This window comes from Pseudovibrio sp. W74 (assembly GCF_001623085.1).
Taxonomy (GTDB): Bacteria; Pseudomonadota; Alphaproteobacteria; order Rhizobiales; family Stappiaceae; genus Pseudovibrio.
The window spans coordinates 1,044-25,915 of the sequence record NZ_LMCJ01000022.1 but is presented as its reverse complement, the minus strand read 5'-3'; the positions used below and the strand labels follow the sequence as shown (position 1 = coordinate 25,915).

At 51.7% G+C, this 24,872-nt stretch carries 23 protein-coding genes; 13 read left to right on the top strand and 10 right to left on the bottom strand.

All coding sequences use genetic code 11. The annotated features are described in order from the left end of the window. Window positions 1-12: 12 nt before the first annotated feature. Together PsW74_RS17220 and PsW74_RS17215 are read left to right on the top strand one after the other, a co-directional pair. Window positions 13-561, top strand: coding sequence for a cysteine hydrolase family protein (locus tag PsW74_RS17220; protein WP_063290453.1), 549 nt, complete (start codon window positions 13-15; stop codon window positions 559-561). A gap of 146 nt (window positions 562-707) precedes the next feature. Next, on the top strand, window positions 708-1,268 hold the full coding sequence (locus tag PsW74_RS17215) for an isochorismatase family protein (protein WP_057465429.1): 561 nt from the start codon (window positions 708-710) through the stop codon (window positions 1,266-1,268). A gap of 9 nt (window positions 1,269-1,277) precedes the next feature. Here the strand turns inward: PsW74_RS17215 and PsW74_RS17210 are convergent, their stop codons facing one another. The 7 genes from PsW74_RS17210 to PsW74_RS17180 form a co-directional block, all read right to left on the bottom strand. Continuing rightward, window positions 1,278-2,522: an MFS transporter gene (locus PsW74_RS17210; RefSeq protein ID WP_063290452.1), complete on the bottom strand. Its 1,245-nt coding sequence runs from the start codon at window positions 2,520-2,522 to the stop codon at window positions 1,278-1,280. 107 nt (window positions 2,523-2,629) lie between these two features. Further along, the gene (locus PsW74_RS17205) at window positions 2,630-3,415 is read right to left on the bottom strand and encodes an enoyl-CoA hydratase-related protein (protein ID WP_063290451.1); all 786 of its coding nucleotides are present in this window, start codon (window positions 3,413-3,415) and stop codon (window positions 2,630-2,632) included. Then, window positions 3,412-4,275, bottom strand: a complete 864-nt coding sequence (locus PsW74_RS17200; RefSeq protein ID WP_063290450.1) for a hydroxymethylglutaryl-CoA lyase — start codon at window positions 4,273-4,275, stop codon at window positions 3,412-3,414. Before PsW74_RS17200 ends, PsW74_RS17205 begins: the two co-directional genes overlap by 4 nt. A gap of 6 nt (window positions 4,276-4,281) precedes the next feature. Beyond that, window positions 4,282-5,913, bottom strand: a complete 1,632-nt coding sequence (locus PsW74_RS17195) for an acyl-CoA synthetase (protein WP_063290449.1) — start codon at window positions 5,911-5,913, stop codon at window positions 4,282-4,284. 3 nt (window positions 5,914-5,916) lie between these two features. Further along, window positions 5,917-7,905 (bottom strand): acetyl/propionyl/methylcrotonyl-CoA carboxylase subunit alpha, encoded by a 1,989-nt coding sequence (locus PsW74_RS17190; RefSeq protein WP_063290448.1) that lies wholly within the window; start codon window positions 7,903-7,905, stop codon window positions 5,917-5,919. 10 nt (window positions 7,906-7,915) lie between these two features. Further along, a complete protein-coding gene (locus tag PsW74_RS17185; protein ID WP_063290447.1) occupies window positions 7,916-9,523 on the bottom strand; it encodes a carboxyl transferase domain-containing protein in 1,608 nt (535 codons plus the stop codon). Then, window positions 9,523-10,671 (bottom strand): isovaleryl-CoA dehydrogenase, encoded by a 1,149-nt coding sequence (locus tag PsW74_RS17180; protein ID WP_193757840.1) that lies wholly within the window; start codon window positions 10,669-10,671, stop codon window positions 9,523-9,525. Before PsW74_RS17180 ends, PsW74_RS17185 begins: the two co-directional genes overlap by 1 nt. 248 nt (window positions 10,672-10,919) lie before the next feature. On the opposite strand from PsW74_RS17180, the gene PsW74_RS17175 reads away from it, so the two are divergent. Both PsW74_RS17175 and plsY read left to right on the top strand, forming a co-directional pair. Further along, a complete protein-coding gene (locus PsW74_RS17175) occupies window positions 10,920-11,510 on the top strand; it encodes a TetR/AcrR family transcriptional regulator (protein WP_063290446.1) in 591 nt (196 codons plus the stop codon). 11 nt (window positions 11,511-11,521) lie between these two features. After that, complete coding sequence (plsY, locus tag PsW74_RS17170) at window positions 11,522-12,166, top strand: glycerol-3-phosphate 1-O-acyltransferase PlsY (protein WP_063290445.1); 645 nt, start codon at window positions 11,522-11,524, stop codon at window positions 12,164-12,166. On the opposite strand, the gene PsW74_RS17165 is transcribed toward plsY, so the two are convergent. Continuing rightward, window positions 12,158-12,601: an Lrp/AsnC family transcriptional regulator gene (locus PsW74_RS17165; RefSeq protein WP_063290444.1), complete on the bottom strand. Its 444-nt coding sequence runs from the start codon at window positions 12,599-12,601 to the stop codon at window positions 12,158-12,160. The genes plsY and PsW74_RS17165 overlap by 9 nt on opposite strands. A 126-nt stretch (window positions 12,602-12,727) precedes the next feature. Here PsW74_RS17165 and PsW74_RS17160 point away from each other — a divergent pair, with 126 nt between their 5' ends. Beyond that, complete coding sequence (locus tag PsW74_RS17160; RefSeq protein WP_063290443.1) at window positions 12,728-13,579, top strand: PhzF family phenazine biosynthesis protein; 852 nt, start codon at window positions 12,728-12,730, stop codon at window positions 13,577-13,579. A gap of 75 nt (window positions 13,580-13,654) precedes the next feature. Here PsW74_RS17160 and PsW74_RS17155 read toward each other — a convergent pair whose 3' ends face one another. Then, window positions 13,655-14,053: an OsmC family protein gene (locus PsW74_RS17155; RefSeq protein ID WP_208988039.1), complete on the bottom strand. Its 399-nt coding sequence runs from the start codon at window positions 14,051-14,053 to the stop codon at window positions 13,655-13,657. 247 nt (window positions 14,054-14,300) lie between these two features. Between PsW74_RS17155 and PsW74_RS17150 the strand changes: the two genes are divergently transcribed. The 8 genes from PsW74_RS17150 to PsW74_RS17110 all read left to right on the top strand — a co-directional run bounded on the left by PsW74_RS17150 (window position 14,301) and on the right by PsW74_RS17110 (window position 24,469). Continuing rightward, window positions 14,301-15,005: a response regulator transcription factor gene (locus PsW74_RS17150; protein WP_082827085.1), complete on the top strand. Its 705-nt coding sequence runs from the start codon at window positions 14,301-14,303 to the stop codon at window positions 15,003-15,005. Next, window positions 14,995-16,317, top strand: a complete 1,323-nt coding sequence (locus PsW74_RS17145; RefSeq protein ID WP_208988038.1) for a HAMP domain-containing sensor histidine kinase — start codon at window positions 14,995-14,997, stop codon at window positions 16,315-16,317. Before PsW74_RS17150 ends, PsW74_RS17145 begins: the two co-directional genes overlap by 11 nt. Window positions 16,318-16,503: 186 nt before the next feature. After that, the gene (locus PsW74_RS17140; protein WP_063290440.1) at window positions 16,504-17,649 is read left to right on the top strand and encodes a helix-turn-helix transcriptional regulator; all 1,146 of its coding nucleotides are present in this window, start codon (window positions 16,504-16,506) and stop codon (window positions 17,647-17,649) included. Between the two features lie 240 nt (window positions 17,650-17,889). Beyond that, a complete protein-coding gene (locus PsW74_RS17130; protein ID WP_063290438.1) occupies window positions 17,890-18,426 on the top strand; it encodes an adenylate kinase in 537 nt (178 codons plus the stop codon). A 225-nt stretch (window positions 18,427-18,651) separates the two neighbouring features. Continuing rightward, window positions 18,652-19,035: a hypothetical protein gene (locus tag PsW74_RS17125; protein WP_063290437.1), complete on the top strand. Its 384-nt coding sequence runs from the start codon at window positions 18,652-18,654 to the stop codon at window positions 19,033-19,035. A gap of 406 nt (window positions 19,036-19,441) precedes the next feature. Continuing rightward, the gene (locus PsW74_RS17120) at window positions 19,442-22,666 is read left to right on the top strand and encodes a 4Fe-4S dicluster domain-containing protein (RefSeq protein WP_063290436.1); all 3,225 of its coding nucleotides are present in this window, start codon (window positions 19,442-19,444) and stop codon (window positions 22,664-22,666) included. Window positions 22,667-22,985: 319 nt separating this feature from the next. Continuing rightward, window positions 22,986-23,843 carry a crotonase/enoyl-CoA hydratase family protein gene (locus PsW74_RS17115; RefSeq protein ID WP_063290435.1) on the top strand — a complete coding sequence of 286 codons (858 nt, stop codon included), beginning with the start codon at window positions 22,986-22,988 and terminating at the stop codon, window positions 23,841-23,843. An 11-nt stretch (window positions 23,844-23,854) separates the two neighbouring features. Next, window positions 23,855-24,469, top strand: a complete 615-nt coding sequence (locus PsW74_RS17110) for a TetR/AcrR family transcriptional regulator (RefSeq protein WP_063290434.1) — start codon at window positions 23,855-23,857, stop codon at window positions 24,467-24,469. A 112-nt stretch (window positions 24,470-24,581) separates the two neighbouring features. On the opposite strand, the gene PsW74_RS29125 is transcribed toward PsW74_RS17110, so the two are convergent. Beyond that, on the bottom strand, window positions 24,582-24,872 hold a 291-nt coding region (locus tag PsW74_RS29125), incomplete at its 5' end, for a hypothetical protein (protein WP_206599935.1).

Sequence of the window (24,872 nt, the reverse complement as noted above, 5' to 3'; positions counted from 1 at the left end):
TGTAGAGGGGATATGACTAAGAAGGCCCTAATCATTATTGATTGTCAAAATGATTTCTTCCCAGGCGGGAAGTGTGAGTTGGAGGGCCAGGTTGAGTCTGTCGCAAACATTCAGCGTTTGCTTACAGTGGCTCGTAAGAACAATGATCTTATTGTCCATATTCAGCATCTCTTTAAAGATAAATATGCTCCCTTCCTTGCTGAGGGCACTATTGGAGCGGAGTTACATGACAGTTGCAAGCCTATCGAAGGTGAGCATGTGGTGGTTAAGTACAAAGCGAACAGCTATCTGAATACTAATCTTCGGCAGATTCTGGAGGATGCGGGGATTGAGGAAATTGTAATCTGCGGGGGAATGTCTCATCTATGCATTGATGCAGCGGCGCGTGCGACTGTTGACCTAGGATACCCCATCACCGTTATCTACGATGCCTGTGCAACCTGTGACCTTGAGTTTGAAGGAGAAGTTGTTCCTGCGAAATATGTTCAAGGGGCGATCATGGCGGCTCTATCGTTTTTTTATGGCAAAGTTATCTCTACCGACGAATATTTGAGTAACTGAGCTGGCATATTGCGCGGGCATTTATCAGGTCTGGTATTTACTCCTAGATTTTATGAAAAATGCGGGTTTTTCTAGCTGAGTTCCGTCAATCGATATCTATTAGACTATTATGGAACAGGCCTTTCATGTGAGGTGTTGAGTGTAAGATGACGAGAACGGCACTGCTGATAATTGACTGTCAGAACGACTTCTTTCCCGGTGGGAAATGTGAGTTGGAAGGGCAGTTCGAGGCTGCGGGGAACATTCAGATGTTGCTGACAAATGCGCGCGTTCAGGATCAAACCATCGTTCACATCCAACATCATTTTAAAGAGAAAGATGCGCCGTTTACGGTTGAAGGCACGATTGGTGCTGAAATCCACGATATGGCGAAACCGTTACCGCATGAACCAATCGTGACGAAGTATACCTCTAACATCTTCCTCAACAATAACCTCAAGCAGATCCTGGATGATGAGAATGTTGAGGAGCTGGTTATCTGTGGTTCGATGAGTAAGGATTGCATTGCAGCCGCAGCGCATGCGACGACAGAACTCGGATATCCGATTACGATTATTTACGATGCCTGCGCGACGCGGGAGCCGGGGTCCTGTGATACGTCTTCTCAGCAAGAGTTTGTGCAAGCAGCAATTATGGCTTCGCTGTCGTTCATTTGCAGCAATATTGTCTCCACAAATGAATATCTGCAGAGGCATTCTCCAGCGTAAGGTTTGAGATCAGCCGCTGATATTGATCTTTCTCAGACCAACCCAGAATGGACCAATGGCAAGCAGCATGAATGATGCGGCCAGCAGGAATGGTGCGCCCGGATAGTAAAGCTCTGCACTGTCTGCTGTGAAGCTGGTGAACAGCTGTGTCATCATCAAGGTGGAAAGCACAAGCGTGAGTCCGATGATGCTTGTCAGCGCACCTTGCAGACGGCCCTGCTTGTCTTGTGAGACGTGATGGCTCATCAGGGCGATCATGGCAGGTGGGATCATCGCGCCAAGTGCTGCTGGTGGCAGGAGCAGAATGACTGTGAGTGTGTTTGGCGCAAATGCGAAGCCTAGCAATGCGATTACGGCGAAGAAGAAGCCGTAAAGCACGGTTTTCGCTTCGCCCTTGCGCGGAATAATCCAGCGGATAAGACCACCTTTGACGCTGGAAAAGCCAATGCCGACGATGGCGAGTGAGAGACCTACCTGAGCTGTAGTCCAGTGGAAGGCTTCAATTGTGTAGTACGGCCAAATTGCCGGATACACGAAGTTTGCCATTTCAAACAGGAAGAGCGCAATGAAGAGCCACACCAGAACAGGGGACTGGGCAATATCCATGGTTGCGCCAACAGGGTTTGCTCTGCGCCAGCGAATAGCCTTTCTCGCCGATTTTGGTAGGGTTTCCGGCATGTAGAACAAGCCGTAAGCGAAGGTCATCGCAATCAGAACTGCGGAAATGTAAAAGGGGACACGGACGCCGAAGAGGGCAAGTGTTCCGCCCATAACCGGACCGATGACAAAGCCAAAACCGATAGCTGCGCCGACCATGCCGAAGCGGGTGGCACGTTTGCCGTTATGCGATATGTCGGAGACTGCTGCATAAGCGGTGGCGTAGGTTGCGCTGGCAACTCCGGCCAAGAGCCTGCCAATGAATAGAACCCAGAGCGAACCTGCGAAGGTCATGATCAGGTAGTCGACTGTCAGGACTGCAAGGGAGATCAAGAGGATTGGGCGTCGACCAAAACGGTCAGATATCGCCCCAACAGCAGGGCCGAAGAGGAACTGCATGGCAGCGTAACTTGCTGCGATGTAGCCGCCCCAGAGAGCTGCGTCTGCGATGGTGGTTTGGCTGAGTTCTGCGACCAGTGCCGGGGTCACCGGAATGATCAATCCGGCACCAGTCGCGTTCAGCAAAACAGTCCCTGCAATGAATACAAGGGTATGAAAGTCCTGTTTTGACCTGATGGATTGTAGTGCCAGCAGCATTCTTTTCTCGTTTTTCGCTAAATGCTATGTAACAAAGCGATCCAGCAAGTAAAGAAAAAACTCAGCATTTGTGCATATGCCGCAGGTCAAAAAAACAGAGTGAAGATCTATTTACGCCACGGCGGTGTTTCTTTAGCGAAGAATGCAGAAATTCCGGCCTGTGCTTCAGTGGTTTCCCATCTGTCCGCTAGGGCATTTGCTGTGTAGTCAATCTGATCTTCTGCAGGCATACGGGCCAAGTTCTGACAAAGAGCTTTTGCGTCTGCTACGGCACCCGGTGCGCAATTCAAATAAGCTTCTGCTTCTTTCTGCGTTACTGCGTGCAAGTCCTCTGGTGTTGTCACCAATGAGACAAGACCGAGGTGATGGGCTCTTTGCGCACCAAACGGGCGGGCATTCATGAAGACCTGACGGGCATGACCTTCACCCAGGCGACGTACAACATAAGTGCCGATGGTTGCCGGGATCAGGCCGAGGCGGGTTTCAGTCAGAGCGAATTTGGTGTTGTCAGCAGCAACCACCAGATCGCAGACGCTGAGAATGCCAACTCCGCCACCGTAAGCAGGACCATGAACACGAGCGATCAATGGCTTCTTCATACTGTCGAGGCGTTTGAGCATGCCTGCCAGACGATTGGCTTCCTGCATTTTGCCGATGCGGTCTTTCTCTGCCTGCGCCTGCATCCACTTGAGATCGCCGCCAGCACAGAAGGTTTCGCCGTCCGCTGCCAGAATGATTGCGCGGGTCTGCTCACAGTTGTCCAGCTCTTCAGCTGCTGCAATCAGTTCATCCATCATCTCAGCATTCATAGCATTGTGCTTTTCAGCGCGTGCCAGCAAGAGTGTGGTGATGCCGTTGTCTGCTTTTTCGATGCGAAGGTTCTGATAGGTCATGCCGCCGCTGCCTCTTTGATGGAGAGAATAAACTCTTGCGTTTGTGCCAGCTTCTCAATGTCGAGGCCGGTGTCGTAGTCCAGCAATTTTGCCATTTTTGCGACGGCCAGTGTGCTGACGTTGCCTTTGGCACCCGGTGCATATGGACAACCGCCGAGACCGCCGATGGCTGAATCGAACGTGCGCAGGCCCATTTTTATGCTGGACATGATGTTAGCCAGAGCCAGGTCTTTGGTGTCGTGGAAATGGCCGGCGAGTTGCTCAGCCGGGATGACGCTCAGGACTGCATCCAGCATCGCTTCCGTGGTTTCCGGAGTGGCTGCGCCAATAGTGTCACCGAGAGAAACCTCGTAGCAGCCCATCTGCAGCAATCGTTCTGAGACCATTGCTACGTTTTGGGCTGGTGTCGGGCCATCGTATGGGCACTCAACGATGCAGGAGACGTAACCGCGGACCGGAATGCCGTCAGCTTTTGCAGCTTCCACGATTGGAGTGAAGCGTTCGAAGCTTTCCTCAATCGAGCAGTTGATGTTCTTTTGAGAGAAGCCTTCTGATGCGGACGCGAAGATTGCAACTTCATCCGCGCCGGATGCTTTGGCGCGCTCGTAGCCTTTGATGTTTGGTGTCAGCGCTGTGTAGCGAACGCCGGGTTTGCGCGTGATGCCTGCAAAGACTTCCGCAGCATCTGCCATTTGCGGCACCCATTTGGGTGAGACAAAGCTGGAAGTTTCGATCTTCTCAAACCCGCACTCGGAAAGGAGGTTGATCAGTTCGATCTTGTTTGCTGTCGGGATCAGCGTTTTTTCGTTCTGCAGACCGTCGCGTGGGCCCATCTCAAAAATGTTTAGTTTCTTGCTCATCGCTTATCAAACCTCCTCGTCGATAGCGCGGGCACGAAGTTCTCTGCGGATAACCTTTCCGGTTGTTGTCATTGGCAGGGCTTCGACAAATTCCAGTTCACGTGGATATTCATGCGCAGCTAATCGCTGTTTCACAAAATCAGAAAGTTCTTTGGCCAATTCGTCGGATGGCTCAACACCTTCCTTCAGCACAATGTAGGCTTTGACGATCTCAGTGCGCAGCTTGTCTGGCTTGCCGATGACACCTGCCATGGCAACTGTGTCGTGTTTCAGCAGGCAGTCTTCAATCTCGCCGGGGCCGATGCGGTAGCCGGATGAAGTGATGACATCATCATCGCGGCCAACAAACTGGATCCAGCCGTCTTTATCCATCACGCCTTTGTCGCCGGTGATGAGGAAGTCGCCAGAGAATTTCTTTTTTGTGGCTTCCGGATTGTTCCAGTATTGGAGGAACATGACAGGGTTTGGTGCACGAACGCCGATGTTGCCAAGCTGACCAGCTTCGAGAACGGTGCCTTTGTCATCCACGATCTGCACATCAAAGCCCGGAACAGCTTTGCCGGTGACGCCGGGGCGGGTTTCCATCAGTTCTGCGCAGGTGGAGACAACGAGGTTGCACTCGGTCTGGCCGTAGAACTCGCTGATTGTCAGGCCAAACGTGTCCTGACCCCATTGGATCAGCTCTGCGCCAAGGGCTTCGCCGCCACTGCCGAGGGAGCGGAGGGAATAGTTCCAGCGGTCCTTCGGGTTCTCTACCTGCCGCATCATTTTCAGCGCGGTTGGCGGGATGAAGGCGTTGCGGACTTTCAGGTCTTGCATCAGCTGGAAGGCTGCTTCGCCGCTGAACTTCTTGAAACGGCAAGCAACGACAGGAATGCCGTGATGTAGGCTTGGTAGAAGAACGTCAATCAGACCGCCGATCCATGCCCAGTCGGCAGGCGTCCAGAAGCGGTCACCTTCTTTCGGGAACATGTTGTGCGGCATCTCTACGCCAGGCAGATGGCCAAGCAGCGTGCGGTGTGCGTGCAGTGCGCCTTTGGGTTGGCCGGTGGTGCCGGAGGTGTAGATGATGATGGCGGGGTCTTCGGCTTTGGTCTTCACTGGTGTGAAGTCTTCGCTCTGCCCTGCCATTTCAGCATGGAGTGAGCGGGTGCCGAAGTCTGTGCCTTCGATGTTCAGGATCAGTTCAAGCTCTGGCAGGCTTTTGCGGATCTTTTCAAGCTTCTCAGCGCCTGCATTGTTGGTGATGAGGGCTTTGGCGCCAGAATTCTCTAGCCGATATTCCAATGCTTCTTCACCAAACAGGGAGAAAAGCGGAATAGAGATGCCACCGAGCTTGTGAATTGCAATATGGGAGAAGGCTGTTTCAGGTGCCTGTGGCAGTAGGATGCCGACGCGATCACCTTGGCTGATGCCTTGAGACAGGAGCAGGTTGGCCAGCTGGTTACTCAGCTTTTTCAAGTCACCAAACGTGTAGGTGGTTGTCGGCCCGTCTTCTTCAGCGAAGATGAGTGCTTCGCGGGCGGCGTCTTTGTCCGCCCACTTGTCACAGATATCTACGCCAATGTTGAAGAACTCCGGGATGCCCCACTGAAACTTTTCTCGGAGCTCCTCGTAAGATTTCGCAGATGGCAACAACGGTTATTCCTCCTCCTCAAGCGTGAGGAGTATAACGCCTTCTTCCACCTGGTCACCCGCAGATGCCATCACTTCAGCCACAACGCCGTCACGCGGTGCTTTGAGAGAGTGTTCCATCTTCATGGCTTCGGTCACGATCAACGTATCGCCTTCAGAAACCTCGTCACCCGGCTTACAGTTTACAGCACGCACAAGGCCCGGCATTGGCGATGTGATGGCGTTGCCTGAGGCTGCACTGTCATCCTGCTCTGCCAGATGATCCGGCAGATCGAAACGCCATGTGACACCGTCGGAGAACAATGTGAGACTGGTGTCTTCTGCGAAGAAGTCAGCTGAGGTGATTTGACCGGCAAAATCCACGCGCATGTGGTTGTTGTCTACGGAGAGGATCTGCAAATTGAAGGTTTCATCATCAATGGCAATGGTCAGGCTGCCATCATGATGGCGGTTTGCTACAACTTCGGTGACTTCATCGCGCCATGACAGATGCGCAATCTGCTGGGCTGCTGTCCAATGACGCCAACCTGTGAGGCTCACCCACGGATCGTTATGGACCAATGCAGTTTCAGTTGCAAAGCCGAGCTCGATGAGAGCAGCCATTGCGAAAGCGTGCTTGGTTGGAGCTGTCGGTTTAGTGAGAGCTTCCAGTTCACGGTCGATAAGGCCCGTGTCCATCTCACCCTTTGCAAAGCCGTCGTGGTTACACAGGCGATGCAGGAAAGTGATGTTGGTGGTGCAACCAACTGCCTGACTCTTTTCCAATGCTAGAGACATTTTCGCCAGTGCAGCTTCACGGGTTTCGCCGTGGCAGATCACCTTTGCGATCATTGGATCGTAGTAAGGGGTGATTGTATCGCCTTTGCGTACGCCGCTGTCGATGCGGGCGAACAGTTCCGGCAGCTTTAGCTCGTTCAGAGTTCCGGTTGCTGGCAGGAAGCCTGCCTCAGCATCTTCTGCGTAGATACGCGCTTCGAATGCATGGCCGAAGATGGTGAGTTCGTCCTGCATCAGAGGCAATTCACCACCTGCTGCGACGGAGAGCTGCCAGTTGACCAAATCTTGCCCGGTGATGGCTTCTGTGACCGGATGTTCTACCTGAAGACGCGTGTTCATTTCCATGAACCAGAAGCGATCAGAACGGAGACCTTCTGAGCCATCAACAATGAACTCAACCGTACCAGCGCCTTCATACCCCACGGCCTGAGCTGCTTTAACGGCAGCATTACCCATGGCGTTGCGCATCTCTTCGGTCATACCGGGGGCTGGAGCTTCTTCGATCACCTTTTGGTGGCGGCGCTGCAGGGAGCAGTCGCGCTCAAACAGGTGAACTGCGTTGCCATGCCCATCACAGAAGACCTGCACCTCGATGTGGCGCGGTGACAAGACGTACTTCTCGATGAGCACGCGTGGGTCGCCGAAACTCGACTGACCTTCGCGCTGAGCGCCTTCCAGAGCTTCAAGGAAGTCTGCGGGATCATCAACACGGCGCATACCTTTGCCGCCGCCGCCTGCGCGGGCTTTGATGAGGACCGGATAGCCGATCTTGTCTGATTCAGCTTTAAGGAACTCAGCGTCTTGGTTGCTGCCATGATAGCCCGGCACGACTGGAACGCCGGACTCTTCCATGAGTTTTTTGGCGGCATCCTTCAGGCCCATGGCGCGAATTGCATCCGCAGGTGGGCCGATGAAGACAAGGCCAGCTGCTTCAACCGCTTCCACGAACTCTGGGTTTTCTGAAAGGAAACCGTAGCCCGGATGGATGGCGTCTGCACCGCTGGTTTTTGCAGCGTTGAGCAGCTCAGGAATGTTGAGGTAGCTCTCTGCCACTGGCGCAGGACCAAGGCGGTAAGCCTCGTCAGCCATTTGCACGTGACGGGCATCGCGGTCTGCGTCTGAATAGACTGCAACCACTTTGATGCCGAGGGCTTTGGCGGATTTTGCAACACGGCATGCAATCTCACCACGGTTCGCAATAAGGATTTTCTTGAACATACCGAGCCCCTTACATGCGGAAGACGCCGAAGGGCGTGTCTTCGATTGGTGCGTTGAGGCTTGCTGCGATGGACAGTGCCAGGACGTCACGGGTTTTGCGCGGGTCGACAATGCCGTCATCCCAGAGGCGTGCGGAGGCGTAGAGCGGGTGCCCTTGCTCTTCAAACTGATCAATGATCGGCTGTTTGAAGGTTGCTTCCTCTTCAGCAGACCAAGTGCCGCCTTTGCGCTCGATGCCGTCACGGCGCACTGTTGCCAGCACACCTGCTGCCTGAGGGCCGCCCATGACGGAGATACGGGAGCTTGGCCATGTCCAGAGCATGCGCGGTGAGTAAGCACGGCCACACATGCCGTAGTTGCCAGCGCCGAAGGAACCACCAATGAGCATGGTGATTTTTGGAACTTTTGCGCATGCCACGGCTGTTACCAGTTTAGCGCCGTCTTTTGCGATGCCGCCTGCTTCATACTTTTGCCCGACCATGAAGCCGGTGATGTTTTGCAGGAAGACCAGCGGGATTTTGCGCTGGCAGCACAGCTCCACAAAGTGGGCGCCTTTCAGCGCAGCTTCTGAGAACAAGATGCCGTTGTTGGCAATGATGCCGACAGGCATGCCGTGGATGTGGGCAAAGCCGGTGACAAGGGTGGTGCCATAGCGGGCTTTGAACTCGTCAAAGCGAGAGCCGTCTACCACACGGGCGATGACTTCGCGCACATCATATGGTGTTTTCAGGTCTGCCGGGACAACGCCGAGGATTTCTTCCGGATCGTAAAGCGGATCTTCCGGCGTTTGCAGCAGAAGTTGGTCTGGCTTGCGACGGTTGAGATTGGACACGGCCTGACGGGCCAGCGCCAACGCATGAGCGTCGTCACGGGCCAAGTGGTCTGCCACACCGGAGAGGCGGGTGTGAACATCCCCGCCGCCCAGATCTTCAGCAGAAACCACTTCGCCCGTGGCGGCTTTCACCAGTGGAGGACCGGCGAGGAAGATGGTGCCTTGCTCTTTCACGATGATGGTCTCATCACACATGGCTGGCACGTATGCGCCACCCGCGGTACAGGAGCCCATTACCACCGCGATTTGCGGAATGCCTTTTGCAGACATGTTGGCTTGATTGTAGAAGATGCGGCCAAAGTGTTCTTTGTCCGGGAACACTTCATCCTGCTGAGGCAGGTTAGCGCCGCCGGAGTCCACCAAGTAAATGCATGTGAGATTGTTCTCCATGGCAATTTCTTGGGCGCGGAGGTGCTTCTTCACCGTCAGCGGATAATAGGTGCCGCCTTTTACCGTGGCATCGTTGGCAACGATCATACATTCGATGCCGTTGACCCGACCGATGCCAGTGACAATGCCTGCTGAAGGCGAGGCGCCCTCATACATGTTGTGGGCAGCGAACTGACCGACTTCCAGAAACGGAGAGCCCGGATCGATCAAACGGGCAACGCGCTCACGCGGGAGGATTTTCCCACGAGACACGTGCCGTTCGCGAGGGCCTTCGCCCCCACCCAACAGAGCTTGCTGGCTTGCGGTGCGGACCTCATCCATTGCGGCGAGGTGCAGGGTGCGGTTGTTTTTATAGCTTTCCGAACCCGTTGCAGCCTGAGACTTGATGACAGCCATTACTTGGTTTCCTGGAAGAGCTCACGACCAATCAGCATGCGGCGGATTTCTGAGGTGCCTGCGCCGATTTCATAGAGTTTTGCATCACGCAGCAGACGACCGGTTGGGTACTCGTTGATGTAACCATTACCGCCAAGAGACTGTATTGCTTCCAGTGCCAGTTTGGTTGCGTTTTCAGCGGAATAGAGGATACAGCCAGCGGAATCCTTACGGGTGGTTTCACCGCGGTCACACGCATTTGCGACGGCGTACACATAGGAACGGGAGGCGTTCATCAGGGTGTACATGTCTGCGAGCTTGCCCTGCATCAGCTGGAATTCACCGATGGCTTTGCCGAACTGTTTGCGCTCGTGGATGTAAGGCACGACGATGTCCATAGCTGCTGCCATGATGCCGAGTGGACCACCGGAAAGGACAACGCGCTCGTAGTCCAGACCGGACATCAGCACGTTTACACCGCGGCCTTCTTCACCAAGGACGTTCTCATATGGGACTTCGCAGTCTTCAAACACCAGCTCACACGTGTTGGAGCCGCGCATGCCGAGCTTGTCTAGCTTTTGCGCCGTGGAGAAGCCTTTCATACCTTTTTCGATGATGAAAGCTGTCATGCCTTTGGGGCCAGCATCCGGATCAGTCTTTGCGTAAACCACCAGAGTGGAAGCGTCAGGGCCGTTTGTGATCCACATTTTGTTGCCGTTGAGCACGTAGCGGTCATTGCGCTTTTCAGCGCGCAACTTCATGGAAACAACGTCGGAACCTGCGCCCGGCTCGGACATGGCCAGAGAGCCGACATGCTCGCCAGAGCAAAGTTTTGGCAGGTACTTTGCTTTTTGCTCAGCAGTACCATGACGGTTGATCTGGTTTACGCAGAGGTTGGAGTGTGCGCCGTAGGACAAGCCAACAGATGCGGAGGCGCGGGAGATTTCCTCAACCGCAACAACGTGGGCGAGGTAGCCCATGCCGGTGCCGCCGTATTCCGGATCGGCCGTCATGCCAAGTACGCCAAGGTCACCCATCTCTTTCCAGAGATCATTGGGGAACTCGTTGGTTTCATCGATCTCAGCGGCGCGCGGCGCTAGCTTGTCTTGTGCCCAACGGCGAATGGTTTCGCGCAGAGCGTCAATATCTTCACCAAGACCAAAATTCATTACAGCGTCAAACACGGCGCTTCCTCCTGCTACCGAAGCTCTGCGATCCACGCTCTTTATCGAGCTTCCCAGTGGATCGTAAATTAATTAAACGAACGTTCGTTTGATTAATAGCAGGAGCTCAGCTACTATGCAATAACCCTTAGGACGCATTTCCTGTTGCGTATTCTTTCCCGAAAACTGCTAGGCATCGTTCGGGCATGCGCTGAAACATTGCGTCTCCTGATTGATTGGAAAAGGTTTAGACCGTGGCACGAACCAAAGGCTCCGTTGGCGCAGATACCAAAACTGCGATTTACGCAGCAGCGAAAAAGCTGATTGAAGCCAAGGGCTTTGAGGCGATGACGCTTCGCCAGCTTGCTGCGGAGGTGGGCCTACAGCCGGGATCGGTCTATCGCTATGTTGAGAGCAAGGACGAGCTGCTTCAGGCGCTGATGAACCAGCACATGATCAGTTTGATTGAGAACTGGGAGAAGCTGGAAGGCAAGGGGGATGATCCCGTTTCCCGTCTCAAGGCGTTTGTTGCGTTCCACATTCGCTATCATATTGAACGCCGCGCAGACGTTGTGATTGCGAATCTGGAATTACGTTCACTTGGTGAGGACTATCGTGCTGACGTGGTGACCAAGCGCAGCCAGTACGAGGCCAATCTGCGACGCATCCTTGCTGATGGTGTGCAGGCGGGTGCGTTTCCCGCTGTGGATTTGGAAGTTGCCGCCTTTGCCATTATCGCCATGCTGACTGGTGTTTGCTTCTGGTATCGTCCTGATGGTCGTCTTAGTATCGATGAGATTATTGATGTGCACCAGAAACTGGTGCTGCGAGGCGTTGTGGGCTAGGGGCTATTCTTGTGATTGATCTGGTTAAGCTTTTTGTAGCTCTTGGAGCTGGCTATCTGCTGGGTAGTATCAGTACGGCAGTGCTGGTTGGGAAGATGTACGGCAAGGACATACGGGAGTATGGCAGCAAATCTGCCGGGCTCACCAATACACTGCGCGTGCTTGGCAAACCTGCTGCGCTGATTGTTCTTGTCGGAGATATCCTGAAAGGCGTTGCTGCCTGCCTAGTTGGTTTGTATCTGGGTGTTTATGCCGGTTCAGGCACTGCGGTGGACAGTGTGAGCATGCTGCTTGCCGGGGCAGGTGCCATTGTTGGTCACAACTGGCCAGTCTTCTTCGGTTTCAGAGGCGGCAAAGGCGTGCTGACTGCAGCTGCCGTGCTTTTCATGCTGGATCCGATTATAGCACTAAGCTGCCTAAGCTCTTTCGTAGTTATTGTTGCCGCGACCCGCTTTGTCTCTCTGGGCTCAATCTGCGCTGCATTGCTTTTCGTTGTGCTTTCTTTCATTCCGGTGTTTGGTCACACGATCTACTTCCAGATCTTCGCGATTGTGATGGCGTTTATGGTCGTTGCCAAGCACCGCGCCAACATCGGCAGACTGCTCTCCGGTACTGAGAATAAGCTGCGTTTTAAGAGTGGTAAGCCCTCATCGTAGCGGAACCATCCTGTTCTTAATCGGGGAAGCCTTTACTATCGAAGTATTGGTCATTGCTTTTTCGTGGAGGGGGTCGAGCAGGTCGTCTAGTTCGCTGACGTCTTTTAGGTAGATGCGTGTGACGAAGCAGTCTTCTCCGGTGACCTTGTCGCAGGAGGTGAAGCGGGGCTCGTTGAGGATGAGTTGCTCTACGACGTGCAGATTGCCAGGGCTTGGTTGGATGCGGACGATTGCTTCCAGACTATAGCCGAGTGCCTTTGGGTTTATCTCCACCGTAAAGCCTGTAATGATGCCGTCCTGCTCCAGCTTGCGGACACGCTCTGTGGTGCTGGGGGCGGAGAGGCCGATGCGGCTGGCCAGTTCACTGATAGAGATTCTGCCGTCTCGCTCCAGGATCTCAAGGATTTTGCAGGCAGTTTCATCCAGCTGTTTCATCTCTTTAGGTGCTTTCGTCTGATCGCTTTATTTTATGAGGGTAGAAAGTGTAATTTGCCTTTCTTTTTCTATATTGCATAGAGCTGTTGCTGGTTATTTTTTCAATCCTGACGATTGGAGGTTCTTATGCAGACAGATCTTTTAGCGCTTCAACATATCTCGGCGTTTTCTCATGGAGAGGAAGGTGGCAATCCTGCTGGCGTGCTGGTGGGGGATGTGATGCTTCCTGATGCGCAGATGCAGTCTATTGCGGCTGATCTCGGCTATTCTGAAACTGTGTTTGCGGTGCCTCTGGCCCATGGCGAAGGGTATCGTGTGCGGTACTTCTCTCCAGAGAATGAAGTGCCATTTTGCGGGCACGCAACGATTGCGCTGGGCGCGGTTCTGGCTCAGCAGCATGGTCGGAAAGTCCATCGCCTTGTATTGAATGAAACTGTGATTTCAGTGGAGAGCTGGCAGGAGAACGGTCAGTTGCAAGCAGCTCTGCAATCTCCGCAGACCAAGAGCGCCGCATTGGAAAATGACGTGAAAGTTCAGCTGCTTGACCTGCTTGGTTTGAGTGAAGGCGATCTGGATCTTCGCATTCCACCTGCGCGTATTCATGGTGGTGCGGATCATCTGGTGCTGGCTTTGACTGACAGAGCCAAGTTGGCGGGCATGGCTTATGATCTGGAAGCCATGAAGCAGTTTATGCTTGGGCAGGGTCTTGTGACCATCATGCTGGTTCATGTTCGCGGGCCGCAAGAGTTTGATGTGCGCAATGCGTTTGCGTCAGCTGGCGTGTTTGAAGACCCGGCCACGGGTGCTGCTGCTGCGGCGTTTTCTGGTTACCTGCGGGATATTGGCTGGGCACATGCTGGTGAAATCCGGATTGTGCAGGGAGAAGATATGGGCGCGAAGTCTCTCATTGCTGCTCATATTCCGTCTGAGGCTGGTAGCTCTATCCGCATTGCTGGCAGTGCGCGGCGGATGATCTAACGCGTTCTCTTGGTACCGTGGAACTTTTAGCCCGAGGCAGTCTGCCTTGGGCTTTTTGCTGTGGCGAGGGCTTCCTTAGACGAGTGAGAGGTGGATTTCCGCGTTTAGTGTGTTGGACACCGTACATATTTCTTTGGCGGCTTTGATCAGGAACTCTGCTTTCTCGCGGTTCTCAAACTCTGGGAGAGCAAATTCCAGATGGAAGCTGCCAAAGCGGTGAGGCAGCGTGGATGCTTTTTCAGCTTTTACGGTGATGTAGACATTGCCGAGTGAGACCTTCTGTTGCCTGGCTACCATCTCCAAAGAGATCGCCATGCACGACCCAAGGGCAGACATGATCAGGTCTGAGGGGGCAGAGAACTCATCGGAGTCTCCGTAGCCTGCCGAGTATTGATGACCGAACTCATTGGTCACCCAGAACTGTCCATACTCATGCGAAGCGACCGTCAGCGGACCATAAGACTTGGGTTTCATTTTTATCGGCATACTAATGTCTCAGGAGTTCTCGGAGTTTGCAGTTGGTCTGGCATGTATACGAGTAACTCGCGGCATACGTAAATATGCAGCATGGGTGAAAAATACAGCAGCGTTCACTCGTTGGTTATTGGGCTTGCTCTACAGGAATATGTTGTAAACACAATGTGGCTGGGTGTGCGGCACATACTGCTACAGTATGGATGTGTTCAATTGGCGGAATTGATTGGCGAGTTTGGCAGGTAAAATGATGGCAACGAATGAGACTGAAAACCTGCTTGCGCTGCTGGTTGAAGATGACCTGGATTTGGCTGGAACGATTGCTGATGTGTTGAAAATCCACGGCATTAGTTGCGATCACGCTTACAATGGTGAGGCGGGTCTTGAGTTTGCGCGGCAGGGTTATTTTGACGTTATCATTCTTGATCTGACATTGCCTAAGATGGATGGTCTTACAGTTTGTGAAACGCTGCGCCGGGAAGGTATTGATCGCCCAGTTCTGATGCTGACTGCGCGTGATGAACTTTCTGACAAGCTGGCTGGATTTGAAGCCGGGACGGATGACTATCTGGTCAAACCCTTTGCGTTTGAGGAACTGGTTGTGAGACTGCGGGCGCTTTCCGGACGGCGGAGCGCGAAGGCGAAGCTGTTTGAGGTTGCTGATCTGCAGGTGGATTTTGCCCGAAATATTGCAAAACGTGGCGATCGTGTTTTGCGCCTTTCTCCGACGGCCTGGAAGATCCTGGGTATTTTGAGCAAACATAGCCCAGCCTCGGTGAGCCGAGAGCAATTGGAGCGTGGATTGTGGGGGGATGAGCCACCAGAGAGCAACAGCCTTAATGTGCATTTGTACAAACTTCGCCAGCAAATCCAACGCCCTGCCGAATCTGAAATTATCTGCCGAGATGCAAACGGGGGTTATAGCCTGAGGGAGAAAGTGGATGGTGAATAAGAAAGCAGCCAGAGTGCGCGGACGCAGCATTTTTCGTGAACTTGGTATCGCTTTCTTTCTGGGCGTTATTCTGCTGTTGCTGGTCTACACGTTTTTACTGCCAATCTTCTTTGTAGCTGGCTCAGATGAGAGCATCATCTACCTACTTGAGGATCTGGGCGAAAGTTACGAGGAGGCCGTAAAGGCAAATCCTGAAGCTCCGCTGCCAGAGACCTACCTTATTCAGAGTGCCTTTTCGCTTGAAGCGCTGCCTGCTGAAATGTCTCGTCGTTTCAAAGAGGAGCCATTGGAGCCGCTGGAGCTGTACTACGATGATGAAGATCGAGGCTGTGATGCTGAGGGCAATTGCAAGGAGACCTATTATCTCTATCTGTACATTTATCCGCTGGAAGATGGCCGCAACCTTTACATCACGCTTGAGAGTACAGAAGAGTATCTGGAGGGCTCCGAAGAGGATCAGGTGGTCCTTCTTGCCTTTGCAATTGTAGGGATCGTCAATCTACTCGCCACCTTTGTGAGTGCGCGCATTTTATCTAAGCGGTTGATCCGGCCGATCCAGAATCTGGAAAACTGGGCTCAGTCATTGAATGCTGAGAATGTGGGTGAGACACCGCCCAACTTCAGGTTCCGCGAACTGAATAACCTTGCTGTGAAGCTCACATACACTGTTTCCCGTATTTCTGAGTTTGTTGAACGTGAGCAGACATTCCTGCGTTATGCGAGCCATGAGTTGCGGACACCGATTACGGTGATTGCCGGCAATATTGCGCTGCTGAAGAGCCAGGAAAGTGGTTCTGAGGATACTGTGCCCGTGGAGCGGATACAGCGGGCTAATTTGAACATGCGCATCATTGTAGAGACTTTGCTTTGGCTGGGCAGGGAAAGCTCTGCACCGCCGCGAGTTGAGAAGCTCGTGCCAGCAAAGCTAATCATAGGGTGTATTGAGGAACTGTCTTATCTGAAGGGCAATAAACCGCTCACAGAAGTGCTGGACTTGAGTGAGGATGAGGCTGAGTTGCCTAAAGCACCTTTGCTGATCCTGTTTGGCAATCTGATCCGTAACGCGTTTCAACATGCCCAAAAGGGTGAGATCAAAATTAGTTATCAAAATGGGGTCTTTGAGATTGAAAACCCCGTTTCAGCTGGCACCAAAGCGGATGCTACCTCTGTTTATGAGGAAAGCTTCGGCTTCGGTCTTTCACTTTGTGAGCGTATAGCACGACGGATGGGCTGGGATTTTACTCTTGAAGAACAACAGGATGCCATCATCACGCGTCTGGTTTTGAGACCCACTGATACTGGTAGAGAGTAGTTTCAATTATTTGTATTTGTCATGAATAACTGAGATTCCCCATGATATTACAATGGTATTTCTAGTTTGAATCTTCCATTTATGGCGGCTCAAAGAAAATATTCTTCAATTTTATTGATATCTGAAAATTTTACTATTTAATTTACGTAGAGACAGAAGGGGTATTTGTCCGATTCGGGTGGGGTGATGCAAAGCATACACGATGAAATGGTCCAGCGGCTTTATGCCAATATCGCTCTTGGTGAGGATATTGGGCAGGCTTTTGAGCCTATGGCATCGTCCTTTCGTGAAACCATGCTCTGTTACAAGATCGTCTCGCTCAGCTCGCTTGAGTATCATCACATGACTTTCCTCAATACAAAAGAGGACATGGAAGCAAAAATACTTGCTGCGGGCCAGAGCAATCCATTGCCCCGATTTGCTAAATTTGCCCCATTGAATGCCTTGATTCATACCGAGGATTTCATCAGCCAAGATGAAATTCGGGATACTGATTTCTTTGATCTGGTCTTCAGCGATTATGGAGTGTTTGATCGTGTTCGCGGCTTTATGATCCACCGTCAGGGGATGGATGCGGCCATGGTTTCTGTAGCAGTGCAATCTGATTTTGATGGTCCTGATGCAATGCAGCTTGAGAAAACTCTTGAAACTGTCAGACCTCATTTTCAAAATGCGTTTTCGGTTGCGTTGCATCTTGAGCAAAGACGCGGTTTGACTGACGCCTACTCCTTCTGGCTGGATCGTATTCCAAGTGCGGCGTTTATTTTGGATCAAGGGCATCACGTTGCTTTTGCCAACAAGCAGGCAGAGGTATTTTTCTGTTCCAGCCAGAGCTTCTTTATTGATCGTCGTGGAGAGATTTCCTCACGCCATAATGAGCATCGAAAGTTGTTTGAGGATGCGATTTTACGGTGCCGGACTTCTGGTAAGCCTCTGGGGCCACTGGTCCTGAATGGTGAGGCGGCGCCCAATCCGTTCTTTGTTGTGATGCCTATCAATGTGCTTTCAGAGACGCCTGCTTATCTGGCGCCCTTTGTACGCGGGCCGCAGCCACTCCTTTGCATGATAATGGATCCGGGTGACCAGCCCTTGGCGGAGTTGGACAACCTTCAACGTTATTTTGGGGTTTCCAAACGTGAGGCTGAGTTGCTCCAGTATCTGGTTCGCGGGGCATCTGTGGGTGAGACCTCTCACGCTCTGGAGATCAGCTACAACACTGCACGCAATCATATGGCGCGAATTGCCGACAAGGTTTCTGTAAATTCTCAAAGTGAGTTGGTTCGACTTGCAAGTGACCTGGCTGCAAGGGTGCCGCGACAGAACGCGAGATGACAGTTCCTGAGGATTTGATTGGTGTTCAGATGTAGTGTTTCCTGAACTGTGTCTTGTTGTTGACTTGTCTATGCGGGAGACAGCTGACAAAATGCATGTCAACTACAATACTGCGCGTAATCATATGGCACAAATAACGGAAAAGGCTGGCTTTGAGTCTCAAAGCGAGCTTGTTCGCATTGCCAGTGATCTTGCTGCGCGAGTTCCATCCTCATTGTCTAAGCAATAAAGGTTCTTGCATTGCATAAACGTATTTATGTCTTCGGAGCTTCATGCGCAGGTTCAACCACGCTTGGCCATCGACTTGCTCATGCTCTGTCAGTTCCTCATGTGGATTCTGATGATTACTTTTGGGAGCAAACAGAACCACCCTTCGCAGTAAAACGATCTGAAGAAGAGCGGGTTGCGCTCATGAAACCAGCGATGGGCGAAGGTGGTTGGATTTTGAGTGGAGCTTGTGAGGGTTGGGCGAAGGGGCTTGTCTCTCAAAGCTCGCTTGTTGTTTTCATCAGTGTGCCGCAGGACGAGCGCTTGCAGCGATTGAAAAAACGAGAAATGGAACGTTTTGGGGATCGCATTCTTGAAGGCGGTGACATGTTTGAGACGCACGAGGCTTTCTTTCAGTGGGCATCGCAGTATGAGCAACCCGATTTTTCTGGCAGGAGCCGGCATAGGCATGAAGCCTGGCTGAAAGAATGCAAAATGCTTGTATTGCGTCTTGATGGAAGATTAGAGCGTGATGATCCGGTTGCAAAAGTGCTACAAATATCTGCATGAGCATTGCATAATCAATAATTTATGGGCTTTTGTAGATAAAAATAGATTTTATATTCTAAAATGTCACCGCGATTATTTGAGTGAATGTAGATTTACGTAAAGGACAGGTGTGAAATTAAAGAGTAGATCTACTTGTGTGTTTAATATGAATATTACATGTGTTTGATTGTGCTTTGTCGATTCTCTAGTTTATATAATTTTGATTTAAATTTTTGGAGAATTGCGATGAAATACATTTGTGTCTTCCTGTTTGTGGTGTTCTCATTCAGTGCAAATGCTGAGTTAATCAGATCACAGGTTGCAGCAAACCGTACTGCAAAACTTAACGTTTATAGCTATTACGTTCCTGAAACATGCAGCTCTGCGACCTTACCAAAAGTCTCTTTTGTTAAGAAACCGGAGCATGGTGTCGTTCGTTTTGTGCAGTCCCGATCTGCACTGCCAAAGACAGCTGGCAAATGTGCGGGTAAACAGACGAACGATCTGATTATGTACTATTCGCCGGATAAAGACTTTCAGGGCACAGATAAGGTCGTGACCAAATTTCGGATGTATTCGGCAGGGCGTGTCATATCTGGCGGGAACACATATGAGATCGAAATTAAGTAGCAGTCCGTCTTACTGTCGCATGAGCAACCGTTCGGTTCATCATTACCGAGCGGTTTTTTATGGGTTCAAGCTGTCGTTATGACTGCGTACGCGGATGAATTTCATTGAGGCTGATTTGTCTGTCGGAGTGGTTTAGATAGCTGGCAGCATCTCCTCATATTCTGGGTGTTTTGAGTGAAAAACTCAATTGTGATCATCTTGATGGCAATTATATTGTCGTCTGGCTGCGTGTTTTCTTTCAAGTCGTCGTGATGAAGGCGCTTAATGTTGACATGAGCTCAGCAATGCCTAAGAGTTAATTGATGAATTTTCGTAGTGGTTTGGTCGGGGAGGACTGAGCCGCTGCAAGAACTAAAAAGCCGGGACATAATAGTATCGCCAAACTAGCCGGCCGGGGGAGAGTAATATGCGTCTGTTTTCCTACAAAAACAGAAAGGTTCATCTTGGACCATATCCTTCTGAACGATTGAAGCGGACGCATGAGGCAGTTGATCTGAGGCGTGTGCCCGAGGTGATGCCAACGGTTTTCTCACAGGCCGATAATCCAGAGATCCTGAGCAACTCAATGGCATCCTTCAGCGCGATCATGGATGCGATCCGCGATGGAGCACACAACGCCAAGCTCTCTGAGATCCCGGATGATCCTCAGGAAAGAGCTAATCACCTCAAAGCTGCTGGCTACTTCTTCGATGCAACGATGATGGGTACCTGTGATCTGGTTCCTGATCATTTTCTTGAGCGTCCGCTGCGCAATCCTGATCTGGATAAGCTCGCGAAAGATCTTCAGACCTTTCAGCCCAAGACTCTGGCAGCTGGCATTGACGTGACCATGGCTGATGTCCGCGACAGCGCCGCATCCACCCCCGGACCTGTGACACATCATGGCTCTGCGCTGGTGGTGCTGATGGAGCATCCGCGTGAGCCGAGAGCTGATGAGCCAGGTGGCGACTGGATTGTGGGTACTTGTGAGCAACGTTCTGCTATTCGTGCGGCTGAAGTGGCTGTGGTTCTGGCCAACTATCTGCGCCTGTTGGGTGTTGAGGCGCGTGCGCATACCACGAGCAGTGCTGATGTGGATCTGAACCGGCTGGCGGTTTCTGCCGGATTGGTGGAAGTACTTGAGAAAGACGGTGAAACAGTCGTTACCAATCCATATGTTGGCCGCGAGTTTACACTGGCAGCTGTGACGACCACGCTTGAACTGACACCTGATCAGCCGCTTGCACCACGGAAGCTAGCGGATGTCTGGAGTTCTCACGGCCCTGCATGGCAGCTAGGCATGGGGACATTCAAGAATACCTTCAATCGCAAACCGTTTGAGAACCGTGATTACCACATGGGGGCGTTCCCGTTTGAGAAGATCAAGCGGGTAGACGAGACAACGACCTTTATCGATGAGCCGCGCGTGCCGCGTGTCCCCAAACGGACGGACATGTTTGCGCGTGCTCTTTTTGGTGACATGGGCAAGCCCCTTCAGGAAGCTGCTAAAAATGGGGGGTATCTCGCCAAAAACCCGATGGGGTACTGCGCCCGCCGTGCGCTTGCCGCGCTGATCTTGCTGCAAGATGGTGAGACCGCCGCTGAAGTTTCGACAAGTGCTGTGGACCCGCATAAAAACGCGGCCAACGTAAAGTCGGCACTCTATTTCCTTGGTGCTGATGCAGTTGGCCTATCTCGCTGTCCAGATCACGCCTACTATTCTCACGATGCACGTGGTGAGCCAATTACGCCTTACCATAAAAACGCGATCTCCATTCTGGTGGATCAAGGGCATGAGACGATGGAGGGCGCAAGTGGGGATGATTGGATCTCCGGTGCACAGTCGATGCGAGCGTATCTGCGAACCTCCATTATTGGGGGGATCGTTGCTGAACAAATCCGCCGCCTGGGGTATCCGGCCCGCTGTCATTCTGTCGTTGATGGTGAAGTTCTTCAGCCACCGCTGTTACTGCTTTCTGGTCTTGGTGAAGTGAGCCGTATTGGCGAGGTTATTCTGAACCCTTACCTTGGCCCGCGCTTAAAGTCCGGCGTGGTGACGACGGATATGCCGTTCACCTACGACAAGCCAATTAATTTTGGCCTGCAACGCTTTTGCGAAAGCTGCAATAAATGTGCGCGTGAGTGTCCATCTGGGGCGATCACAGCTGGGCCGAAACGTATGTTCAATGGCTACGAGATCTGGAAGTCAGACTCTGAGAAGTGCGCGCGTTACCGTGTGTCCCAGCCAGCGGGATCCTTGTGTGGTCGCTGCATGAAAACATGCCCGTGGAATCTTGAAGGATTGTTCAGCGAAGCTCCGTTCCGCTGGACAGCAATGAAGATGCCATCTTCTGCCAAAGTTCTTGCCAAGCTGGATGACAAGCTTGGCAACGGATCCATAAACCCTGTCAAAAAGTGGTGGTGGGATCTGGTTGCGAGCGGTGATGGTAATTATGTGATCGCTGAAGAGACCAATGCGCGCGAGTTGCAGCTCGACCTTGATCTTAAATATGAAGATCAGACGCTGGCGGTGTATCCAGCCAATCTTGCGCCGCATCCATGGCCATTTCCGTTCATGATGGACCGAGAAGCAGGGATCAAGGCCTATCAAGGTATGATTTCAGCTGAGGAATACAAAGCCCGCCTTGCTGCTGGGTCGAATGACCTGGCTCCTGTTTATGAGGTCAGTGCGAGTTCGTCTCCGGTCTTAGCAGTTCGCCTGTCTAAGGTGGATGTGGAAGCGGAAGGTGTATCCCGCTACGAGTTCATGTTGGATGATGGCTCGCCGTTGCCTGTGTTTGAAGCTGGAGCGCATATTGATGTAGTTGTGGCCCCTGAGTTTTTACGCCAGTACTCACTGGCGGGCGATCCGGCAGACAGCAGTAAATATGTGATTGGTGTTTTGGAAGAAAAAGAGGGGCGCGGCGGTTCAGCGCTCATGCACCGGATTTTCGATGAAGGACGCCGGGTTTTCATTTCCAAGCCTATCAATCATTTTCCGCTGCATGAAGATGCAAAGAAAACACTGCTCTTTGGCGGTGGAATTGGCGTGACACCAATGATTGCAATGGCGCATCGTTTGCATGTGCTTGGGAAGCCTTTTGAGTTGCACTACTGTTTCCGTCATCGCCACAAGGCTGGGTTCATCGATGAAATTCAGCGAGCACCTTGGGCGGATAAGGCTTTCATTCATTGTTCCAGTGAAGGAAAGCGGGTAGATCTGAGTACAATTCTGGCTGACTTTGAAGACGGCTATCATGTTTACACGTGTGGTCCGGATGTCTTTATGGATGGAGTGCTGGAGACTGCTGCTGCTCAAGGCTGGTCTGAGGAGAGCTTACATAAAGAGTATTTCTCGGTTCCGGATCAGGGTGATTATGTCAACACAAGCTTCTTTGTAAAACTGGCGTCAACGGGTGAGCGTATTGAGATTCCAGAGGACAAAAGCGCAGCTGATGTCCTGAACGAGAAGGGAATTTCCGTGCTAACCAAATGCTCGGATGGCATTTGCGGGGTCTGCACGGCCAAATATCAAGGTGCCGAAGTGGAGCATCGTGACTTTGTGCTGAGTGAGAAAGAAAAAGAAGACACTCTGGTTCTGTGCTGTTCCCGGGCGAAGAATGAGGGCGCTGAGCTTCGACTTGAGCTCTAGACGAATTTTTCATGATGTGGTTTTGACGTTTTGAGGTGGGAACTATTGTTTCCGCCTCTTATAACTTTCTAGTGCTCTCCTGTAGCTAAGTTAGAATGCGCGCTATTTGTCGAGATTTCTGAATTGGCGAGAGCATATACTCATCCAGATCGGTGGATTACGCCCATATTGCTGTTGGGCCGTAATGCTCAACCGAACTTAGAGCAACTTTAAGGGCTGAAAATTCCAGAGGTTGATTGGGCTGCTGGGTTCTCCCATTGGCCAATTCCCTCAAATATAACGGCGTTATATTTTTATTGAGTCGTTATGGGAGGGAACTATGACTAAGGTACTTTATGAAAAAGATGGCCGTATCGCACGCATCACACTGAACAGGCCTGAGGTGATGAATGCTATTGATATGGATATTCCGCAAGAGCTGGCGGCTTGTGTGGCACGGGCGAACTCAGATGACGGTGTTCATGTCATTGTGCTTGGCGGTAATGGGCCTGCGTTTTGTGCGGGATATGACCTGACGGCTTATGCTGAAACGGAGGGAAGTAATCCGGGTGTTCAGGAAATGCCTTGGGATCCTATGAAGGATTATGCCTTCATGAAACAAAACACAGATCTATTTATGTCGTTGTGGCGCAGTTATCGGCCTGTCATTGCAAAAGTGCATGGCCACGCCGTTGCAGGTGGTTCCGACATTGCATTGTGTTCTGACATGGTTGTTATGGCAGAGGATGCGCATATTGGTTACATGCCGGTCCGAGTGTGGGGATGCCCTACGACTGCAATGTGGGTTTATCGGCTTGGCCCGGAACGTGCAAAACGCATGCTGTTGACTGGCGACAAAATTGATGGTCGAGAGGCAGAGCGAATTGGTCTGATCCATAAAGCTGTGCCCTTAGATCAAATTGATGAGGAAGTTGAAAAGCTTGCTGAGCGGATGGCTGGTATTCCGGTGAACCAGCTGATGATGCAAAAACTCATGATCAACCAGGCGATTGAGTCCATGGGGCTTTACCAGACGCAAATGATAGCGACGCTCTTTGATGGTATTACGCGCCATAGCCCTGAAGGCATGAATTTCAAACAGCGGGCGGAAGACGTGTCTTGGAAACAGGCTGTTCGCGAGCGTGATCAGGGCACATTTGATTGGACCGCTAATCGCCCGATGAATGCGCCTCTTTAATGTGAGAAACGATGCCTGATTTACATGATCAAGAAAGCACCAAGGTTGATGCCCGCCAAATGCGAGCAGACCATCTGAGAGGGACACGCCGGTCGCTCATTGTGAATGCTGCACGTGATGTTTTCACAAAAGAAGGTCTCGACGGGACTTCGATGCGCTCCATTGCCCGAACTGCCGGATGTACAACCGGTGCAATCTACCCTTATTTTCATGGCAAAGAAGAGCTTTACTGTGCTGTTTTACAAGAAGCGCTAGAGCAGCTGCATATCAACGTTACTGAGGCCATTGAAACCTGCTTATCTATAGAAGAGAAGGCCCAGGCTGGTGTACTTGCATTCTTTGATTTCTATAATGAACGCCCAGATGATCTTGCTTTGGGTTTGTATGTGTTCAGTGGATTGAAGCGAGTTGGATTGGGGCGCGAGCTTGATGGTGTTCTTAACGTGCTAGTTAGTGGGGTGATTGGCTTGATTGAGGGCTGCGCTCGTGTTGGAGGAAGGTCTCCGGAATGGACGGCTGGTGCGATTGCGCATTGCATGGGGTTGTTAGTGATGGGGCATACCGGCCGGTTGTCTCTCTGGGACTATGACGGGCGCTACCTGTTGGAGCAATTTTTACTTCGATGATTGGCCCTTGCCTCCTTTTTAGGTGAAAGCCGGATGGTGCATTCCAGCTTGGCGAAATGTAAATTAGCCTACAGCAGAGCGCGATCTACTCAATAAGTTCATTATTCAATTGTCAAAGAACTCGGGTTTTACCGATAGTCGGGTTGTTTGATGTTGGCTTTGATAGTGTAGCTTGTTTTGATCTTGGTCTATTCCTGTAATGTTCTCCTTGAGTCTTTGTTGGTGGTGATTGGGTTGCCGAGATTGGGTTGATATTTGGAATTGGTTTGATTTGAAGGCTTGAGGTAGTTTGAGTTTGGCCGTTTGCTTCGGGTGCTAATGTCGTTTGTGCTTGTCGCATGTTGGACAGGAGTATTTGCGGTGAAGTGCAGGGCTGATGCGAACGCGCTTTGTGTGTTGGTTT